Here is a 6,781-nt window from a genome sequence, read left to right as displayed (position 1 = left end):
GGACTCGCGGAGAGTCCCCCTCACCCGCCACGCTTCGCGTGTCGGCCTCTCCCCGCAGGCGGGGAGAGGCGAACATGCCGCTTCTAAATCCGCGGCTGCTTGTCGAGCCAGCGGCGGAGCAGCCGCACGTTGCGCATGTTGGCGCGGAACATGACGTCAAAGGCGTCGCCCGCGAACGGGACGATGCCGACCACGCCGTCGAGCGCGACATTGCCCAGCATGCGCGCGGTAATGTACCAGGGCGCACCCAGCGCGCGGGCCTCGCGTACCAGCCACAGCGAGATCGCCGTGGTGATGATGTCGCCGACGACCGGGATCAGGCCGATCAGGCCGTCGATGCCGTAGCGGATGTTGGTGCCGGGCAGGACGAAGGCGACGTCGAGCAGCTTGGCGATCGCCTCGATCCGCGCGATCCGCTGCTCCCGCGTCAGATTGCCGAACGGGCTGCCGGCGAAGGGATTGTCCTTGCCGAACTCGAAACGGAACTCGCGAAATCCCTGCTCCAGCGTTTCGGGGCGGATCTCCCGGCCGTCCTGGTCGATGATCGGCCCGCGCGCCGCGGTGCTCGAGGAGGTCGCGCGCGCGCCGCTCCCCGAACGGGACCGGCGTGGCGCGAGAATATCGTCGTCGGACATGGTCATGGCCTCAAGGAAACGCGCCGGCGCGGTGGAAGTTGCTGCGCCGCGCCGGAACGTCGCGCGCTCAGGTCGGCGCCGCCACCGTCTGCGGCTCCTTGATATATTTATGCACGAGCCAGGACGAAATCACCGCCGGCACGAAACCGACGAGGCCGTACAGGATGAATTGCACCGCGCCCGAATCCGGCCCGCGCGAGCTGTAGGTGAGCGAGGCCAGCACGAAGGCGAACAGGCCGACCAGCAGCATCCGCAAGCCCGGGGCGATCCGCCTGATATGGACCAGGATGTCGTCGACCGCGCCGATCATCAGGGAGGGCAGGACGCCGAACAGGTAGCTGTATTGCAGGGTCTTGAAGAACACCGCGAACAGCTTGCCGACCTCGCCGAGACTGGTCTGGGCCCAATAGCCGGACTGATAGGTCGTCGTCAGCAGCAGCAGAAACCCGCCGACGAACGGACCAAGCAGCGCAAACACCAGATAGCGTTTCATCAGACACCTCTACACTTCTCCAGCGTTATAGCAGCGCGGCGGGAACCTTGAACAGCGGGCTGGCTCCTGCCCCTGGGGGAACAAGTGGCAGGACGACGAGTTCAGACAAGACCTTGAATCATCCTCGCTGCATTGGAGGCGGCCGAAATGTCCCGCAAAATTCTTCTGGCGACGATCACGCTGGCGGCCCTCGGCGGCCTGTACCAGGCCCCCGCTTTCGCGCAAGGGCACATGGGCACGCCGCAGGAGCAGAAGGCCTGCTCGCGGGACGCATCGCGCTTCTGCCGCAAGGACCTCGGCAACGACATGGCCGTACAGGGCTGTCTGCAAGCCAACCGTGCCAAGCTGTCGAAGTCATGCAGCAAGGTGTTTCAGAGCCACGGCATGTGAGGCTGAATCCCGCGAACGGAGAGTGAAGCCATGTTACACGACGAAGAACTCTCGATCCTGCGGGACATCAGCCAGTCCGTTGCCTTCGCCGACGACCGGCAAGGCAAGATGGGGCAACTGATCGTGGACGGTTACGTGATGAAGGACGGCGACCTGTTCGAACTCACCGCCAAGGGCGTCACCGCCGTCGAGGAACACGCCGCCGCGCTCAGTGCGAGCGATGCGGAACAGCAAGCGCATCCTCCGATCGGCTGATCTGACCGCGTGCGCACGCGTGTTGCGTGACGTCTGCGCAACAGCTGCAATTTCCTTCATGCCGGCCATTGCAGCCGCCCGACAATGACGCATACTTCGCTCGGGCGGCGTAGCACTTTTCGATTCGAACAATCAAGAAATCGAGCGACCACACGCGGGAATGAGTTCCCGGCGTGAAGGCTGTGACATGCGGCAGATCAAGTCGCGTGCGGCGCCCCAAAAACCAAGTGGCTCAAGCCCAGGGACATCGGGGACCCATTCTGCATGACACGCACTCAGACCATCGCTTCGCTGTTGGCCGTCGCAATCACCGCCATCGCATTCCAGACCTCACCCGGCCTCGCCTTCTCCTCCGAAGCGCAGCAGATGTGCACGGGCGATGCGATGCGGCTGTGCTCCAGTGAAATCCCCGACATCCCCCGGGTCAGAGCCTGCATGGTGCGGAACAAGGCGCAGGTCAGCACCGGCTGCCGCGCCGTGATGGACCGCGAGGCCGGTGCCGCGGCCGCATCGCGCAAGCGGGAAGCGGCGGTGCAGTAAGCTACTCGGACGTCATTCCGGGGCGGTGCGCAGCACCGAACCCGGAATCCATTTCTCGACGTCGCCTGCTGCACGATGGATTCCGGGCTCGCGCTATGCGCGCCCCGGAATGACAGAAGAGCCTAGTCGCCCCACTGCGCGAAGGCGTCGTTGAAGGCGCGCTCGCCGGGGGCGCCTTTCTCGATGGCGATGATGGCGCGGCGCTGGTTGGCATAGACCAGCGGCACGTCGAACCACGAGCGCTCCTTCAGGAGCTGGACGTTGCGGGAGCGGTCGGCTTAAGAGCTGGCGAGACCGATGCTCTTGGTCCGTGAGGCGGCAGCCCCCAACCCTCGATGAACCCTCACCGGTAATTGCCGCATCGCAACCAAACGGCGAATCGGCCTATACATTTCCATTATTTGTTTCGTACGATGTTTCGCAATCCGCCCCTCATGAAGCATCCACTTTCCCTAATGAAGATTCCACAATTCATCACCGGGCGCATCCAAGCTGAGCATAAGCTCTCTTCATTCGTCTCGTCGGCTATCGATCGTATCAATAGCCATATCTCTGCAAACCGGATGGTCTTCTTTCCGGAATATACCGATCACGGCATTACCCATTTAGAGTTAGTGCTTCAGACAGCACTCGATCTGGCCACAGAAGAGGCTCAGGCTCTCCTAACTACCTCTGATGCCGCCGTCTTAGCTGTTGCCGTGGGCTTACACGATTTCGGTATGCATCTGACCCGAGAGGGATTCGAGAGTCTGATCACGCCTGGCTGCTTGTGGCGTGGCGTGCCTTATTTCGATCAGAAACCCTGGGATATTCTTTGGCAAGAGTTTTACGCAGACGCCACCCGCTTCGATGGACGGAAGCTACGTTCGCTCTTTGGTGAAGGCTATCGACCAGTCAGACCTCTCCCTATGCCGGGAGAGCAATGGGAAGATTTTGACTATCTACTCGTCGGCGAGTTTTTGCGAAAGTTCCATCCGAGACTCGCCCACGAAATCGCTTTGTACGGCCTACCCGGCAAGGCAGGACTGTCGATTTCAATTTGTCAAACTGGGAGCGCAGAGCAAGAGTTCTTAGCTGATGTGTCAGGCTTGATCGCCAGAAGCCATGGAATGGATCTACGTCCCTGCTTGGCTTACCTAGAGCAAAGCTACAACAATAAAATCGCGCCCCGCGGCGTACATGCAGCCTTTTTGGCCGTACTTCTTCGAATAGCGGATTACTTCCAGATCCAAGCCTCAAGAGCGCCCACCGCAAGAACAGAGGTAAACTCCTTTCAAAGCCAGCTCTCTGCACGAGAATGGAAGGTTCACCAGAGTATATCCGACATCCACAACACAGGGAATGACCCCGAAGCTATCTTTGTTATCGCACAGCCGGGTGATGTTGATTCCTTTCTGAAACTCAAGGGCTGGCTCGCAGGTGTTCAAAGCGAATTGGATCAGTCATGGGCCATCCTTGGCGAAGTATACGGCTTGCAGAAGCACGTTCGACTTGACGAACTTGGCCTTAAGATCAGAAGAGTTAAATCCAACCTCGATGACATTGAACAATTCTCAAAAACGGTTTCCTACGTTCCGGCAAAGATTTCTTTCGAAGCCGCAAACGCAGACCTTCTCAAGCTGCTAGTAGAGCCCCTCTACGGCGACGATCCCGCTATCGCAATTCGCGAGTTGATTCAAAATGCTGTCGATGCTGTTCGTGAATTTGACAGTCTGCTGACGCAACATCCCCAACTACAGTCAGTTTCCCGGTACCCTATCGATGGAGATGTACTTCTAGAGGTAGAGGGCTCGAAGGAAGGCGTCACAGCAGTAAGGTTCACCGACAGGGGTGTCGGGATGACCGCCCAAATCATACAAGAGTACTTTCTTAGAGCTGGCGCCTCATTTAGACGAAGCGCGGCTTGGCGACACGACCATGAAGATTCGACTGGCCACTCCAAGATTTTGAGGACTGGAAGATTTGGCATTGGCGCGCTTGCTGCGTTCTTACTTGGAGACGAGATAGAGTTAACAACCCGGCATGCCTTATCGGCCCCCGATGACGGCATCTCATTTCGAGCGAAGCTCGACGACGAGTCAATTTCGCTATCAAGGGTCCTAGCTCCAGTTGGTACATGCATCACGATTCGGACACCCCCCCGACTGAAAGGCCGAATTGCAAAGGTCGCTCCGACCAACGACAAGCTTGGTTTCGGCAATGCCTTTGGGCATTACTTTTTGAGAAAGCCGTCAGTGAGTCGTACAATCTTCGGCGAAGCGGCCGAAGTGAATAGTTGGCTGCCGCAGCCAGAAGATGGCATGTCGGCCGATTGGCGCTATTTCGCCAACAAAGATTTCCAGAAGGTCTTTTGGACCTTCCGGAGAAGCTATCCAGAACTATCCAGCAATGGAATAGTCATCAAAACCGGGAGCGCTTATGACTACCAGCGCTCCGCTACCAGCTTAACTAGCAACTTCCAAATTCCCTATCTGGCGGTATTCGACAGAGATGGACTATTGCCTGTAAATCTACAGAGGACGGCACTCAGAACGCGTCAGCTACCCTTTGAAGAGGATCTCATTCGAAGCGTAACAGACGATCTGATAGCCCACGCTCTCATTGAAGCGCCCGAGCGATGCACGAGCGATTGGCTCAGTGGGAAGTACGAGGGATTCAAAAAAGGTGTGCGATCTTGGAGAGCTTGGCCAACATGGGTATTAACTAAAGACGGATTTCTTCTTGGAAACGCACCCCTGATCGAGGCATTGTCGCCCCGGATATTGTTGCTCGCGGTCGGTGGGGCCGCTGCGTACCAAGGTTGGGCGGACGAAGTTCGAGCTCATACAACCAAGGACGGATTGATCGCAGCAATCGAAGCAGGGGTCTTTCACCAAGATCGAATGGGCGTCTCGACCGGCGTCAAAGGAACCTTCACTCAGGTAATGAATGGCTTTTTCTTTTTCGATGGATTTCAACTACGCCACTCAGCCACACTTATTCCAACAGTTTTGGCTGAGAGGATTGGTCAGCTCCGACCTGGAAAGGCTTTGCGACGAGACCTCGCAAAAATCGGGAAGGCGACCATCATAGACGGATGGGCAAGTATACAGCGGCCGGGATTTTCGCTGACGCAGCTACGGGACGCCATCTGCCAGCTCCCCATCAATAGCGAAGACCCTGTCGCCTTTTGCCTTTTTGAGTTGTCTGGAACCCAAGAACAACGCAGCGCGCAGGACAATAGCTGCGCGACGCGGTGGCTTGAAGTCTTACAGAGCCCCGTCGTCCCCTTCGACACGGGCGAACGCGCAAAACTCGAACAAAGGGCTTCCGATCAGATTGCCGAAGTACTTTCAAACCGCCGGCAAAACCCTCAGACGAGGATTAAGAACGAAGAGTCGTCTAGCTCCGATCCAGAATCGATCTAGAATTGCGTCGGTGACGATTCATCCTAATCGTATCGCCTCTAGTCGCCCCACTGCGCGAAGGCGTCGTTGAAGGCGCGCTCGCCGGGGGCGCCTTTCTCGATGGCGATGATGGCGCGGCGCTGGTTGGCATAGACCAGCGGCACGTCGAACCACGAGCGCTCCTTCAGGAGCTGGACGTTGCGGGAACGGTCGGCGTCGACGTTGGAGAGGCCGACCAGGAAAAAGCCGTCGGTGACCTTGACCGCGAGGCCCGCGAGCGGCGTGCCGCGCGCCTGCTCGTTGGACTTCATCAGGATGCCCGGCACGTTGGAGACGCTGCCGCCCGGGAAGTCCGGCGGCAGGATGAAGGTCAGCTCCGCGGTGTGGCTCGCCGGCAGCGAAGAGTCGGTGTTGCGGCGGAACGACATCGTCATCTTGAACTTGCGGTCGGGGATCTCGATGTCGGCGCGGACGGCAACGTCGGCCTTCTGGGTGCCCGAGGCCTTGATCGGCTCCAGCCGCCACACCACCGAGCCGACATATTGCTTGCCCTTCGGGTCGGACGGATCCTCGTCATAGAGCACGACCTTCTGCGCCACCGGCGCGACCGGCTGGTCGCTGGCCGAGGGCTGGCCGACGCGATCGGGGATCTTCGGCTTGCTCTGCGGCTGCGCGGCGTTGTTCGGCGCCTCCACCACCTGGGTCGGCGAGGACTTGATCAGGTTGGTCACGGTCTGGACCAGGGGCTTGCCCCAGAGGATGCCGGCCCCGACCAGGATCAGCACGATGCCGACGGCGATCGCGCTCTTGAACGGAAAGGCGGAGCCGGTGCGGACGCGCTTCTTCTTGGTATCGCGGTCGAGAACGGGGATGTGCGGACGGGGCGACTGCGGCTGCGGCGTGTAGCGCTCGGCTTCCTCGATCGATTCGTCGTAGGAATAGGGCGCCTCCGCCCCGGTGGCGCGATTCTCCAGGCTCGGCTCCAGCCGGTCGAACTCCGGCGAGGGCGAGGGCACGTTGGCATAGGTGCGGCGCGCGGCGCGGTTGGCCTGCGCGGCAGCGCCGCCGAGATCGTTGGCATC

At 59.5% G+C, this 6,781-nt stretch carries 6 protein-coding genes and 1 pseudogene; 4 read left to right on the top strand and 3 right to left on the bottom strand.

The features are described 5' to 3' along the window. Nucleotides 1-83 precede the first annotated feature (83 nt). Nucleotides 84-641, bottom strand: coding sequence for a DUF4112 domain-containing protein (locus SE92_RS29255; protein WP_157095729.1), 558 nt, complete (start codon nt 639-641; stop codon nt 84-86). Nucleotides 642-702: 61 nt separating this feature from the next. Next, complete coding sequence (locus SE92_RS29250; RefSeq protein WP_063201313.1) at nt 703-1,128, bottom strand: DUF5413 family protein; 426 nt, start codon at nt 1,126-1,128, stop codon at nt 703-705. Nucleotides 1,129-1,275: 147 nt separating this feature from the next. Between SE92_RS29250 and SE92_RS29245 the strand changes: the two genes are divergently transcribed. The 4 genes from SE92_RS29245 to SE92_RS29230 all read left to right on the top strand — a co-directional run bounded on the left by SE92_RS29245 (nt 1,276) and on the right by SE92_RS29230 (nt 5,720). Continuing rightward, nucleotides 1,276-1,518 carry a hypothetical protein gene (locus SE92_RS29245; protein ID WP_063203826.1) on the top strand — a complete coding sequence of 81 codons (243 nt, stop codon included), beginning with the start codon at nt 1,276-1,278 and terminating at the stop codon, nt 1,516-1,518. 30 nt (nt 1,519-1,548) lie between these two features. Beyond that, nucleotides 1,549-1,773 carry a hypothetical protein gene (locus SE92_RS29240; RefSeq protein WP_063201311.1) on the top strand — a complete coding sequence of 75 codons (225 nt, stop codon included), beginning with the start codon at nt 1,549-1,551 and terminating at the stop codon, nt 1,771-1,773. A gap of 264 nt (nt 1,774-2,037) precedes the next feature. Continuing rightward, on the top strand, nt 2,038-2,313 hold the full coding sequence (locus tag SE92_RS29235; RefSeq protein WP_063201310.1) for a hypothetical protein: 276 nt from the start codon (nt 2,038-2,040) through the stop codon (nt 2,311-2,313). 434 nt (nt 2,314-2,747) lie between these two features. Then, nucleotides 2,748-5,720 (top strand): HD domain-containing protein, encoded by a 2,973-nt coding sequence (locus tag SE92_RS29230; protein ID WP_198172819.1) that lies wholly within the window; start codon nt 2,748-2,750, stop codon nt 5,718-5,720. Between the two features lie 38 nt (nt 5,721-5,758). On the opposite strand, the pseudogene SE92_RS29225 reads toward SE92_RS29230, so the two are convergent. Then, nucleotides 5,759-6,781: pseudogene (locus SE92_RS29225) on the bottom strand (hypothetical protein); the annotation flags it as partial.

It is taken from the genome of Bradyrhizobium sp. AT1, from assembly GCF_001590795.1.
GTDB lineage: Bacteria > Pseudomonadota > Alphaproteobacteria > Rhizobiales > Xanthobacteraceae > Bradyrhizobium.
This window is presented reverse-complemented; position numbering and strand designations above follow the sequence as displayed.